Annotated in this window: 1 protein-coding gene; it reads left to right on the top strand. The window is 49.1% G+C overall.

What is annotated here, in order from left to right:
* The first annotated feature begins 3 nt into the window (after nt 1-3).
* Entirely contained in the window at nt 4-1,188 is a 1,185-nt protein-coding gene (gene tuf / locus IDAT_RS12850; RefSeq protein WP_034734470.1) for an elongation factor Tu, read from the top strand.
* The last annotated feature ends 2 nt before the right edge of the window (nt 1,189-1,190 follow it).

The following is a 1,190-nucleotide window of genomic DNA, read 5'->3' on the forward strand; positions in this document are numbered from 1 at the left end:
GTCATGTCAAAAGAAAAATTTGAACGTTCGAAACCGCACGTTAACGTAGGTACAATCGGCCACGTTGACCACGGTAAAACTACTCTGACTGCTGCGATCACTACCGTTTTGGCAAAAACCTACGGTGGTTCAGCGAAAGACTTCGCAATGATCGATAACGCACCAGAAGAAAAAGCACGTGGTATCACCATCTCAACTTCACACGTTGAGTATGACACTCCAGCACGTCACTACGCCCACGTTGACTGCCCAGGACACGCTGACTATGTGAAAAACATGATCACCGGTGCTGCGCAGATGGACGGCGCTATCTTGGTAGTAGCTGCAACTGACGGCCCAATGCCACAAACGCGTGAACACATCTTGTTGTCACGTCAGGTAGGCGTACCATTCATCGTTGTGTTCATGAACAAATGTGACATGGTCGACGACGAAGAGTTGTTGGAATTGGTAGAGATGGAAGTACGTGAACTGCTTTCTGAGTACGACTTCCCAGGTGACGACTTGCCAGTGATTCAAGGTTCAGCGTTGAAAGCGTTGGAAGGCGAAGAGCAGTGGGAAGCGAAAATTCTTGAGTTGGCAGAAGCTTTGGATTCATACATCCCAGAGCCAGAGCGTGATATCGACAAGCCGTTCATCATGCCAATCGAAGACGTATTCTCGATCTCAGGTCGTGGTACAGTAGTAACAGGTCGTGTAGAGCGCGGTATCGTGCGCACTGGTGACGAAGTTGAAATCGTAGGTATCAAAGAGACTACGAAGACAATCGTAACGGGTGTAGAGATGTTCCGTAAGTTGCTTGACGAAGGTCGTGCAGGTGAGAACATCGGTGCGTTGTTGCGTGGTACTAAGCGTGACGAGATCCAACGTGGTCAAGTATTGGCGAAGCCAGGTTCAATCACTCCGCACACTAAGTTTGAAGCTGAAGTTTACGTATTGACCAAAGAAGAAGGTGGCCGTCACACGCCATTCTTCAAAGGCTATCGTCCACAGTTCTACTTCCGTACCACTGACGTAACTGGCGCAGTGCAGTTGCCAGAAGGCGTAGAGATGGTTATGCCAGGCGACAACTTGAAGTTTGTTGTTGAGTTGATTCACCCAATCGCGATGGACGAAGGTTTACGCTTCGCAATCCGTGAAGGTGGCCGTACCGTAGGTGCTGGCGTAGTATCAAAAATCGTAGAGTAATC

It is taken from the genome of Pseudidiomarina atlantica (assembly GCF_000753735.1).
GTDB classification, from domain to species: Bacteria; Pseudomonadota; Gammaproteobacteria; order Enterobacterales; family Alteromonadaceae; genus Pseudidiomarina; species Pseudidiomarina atlantica.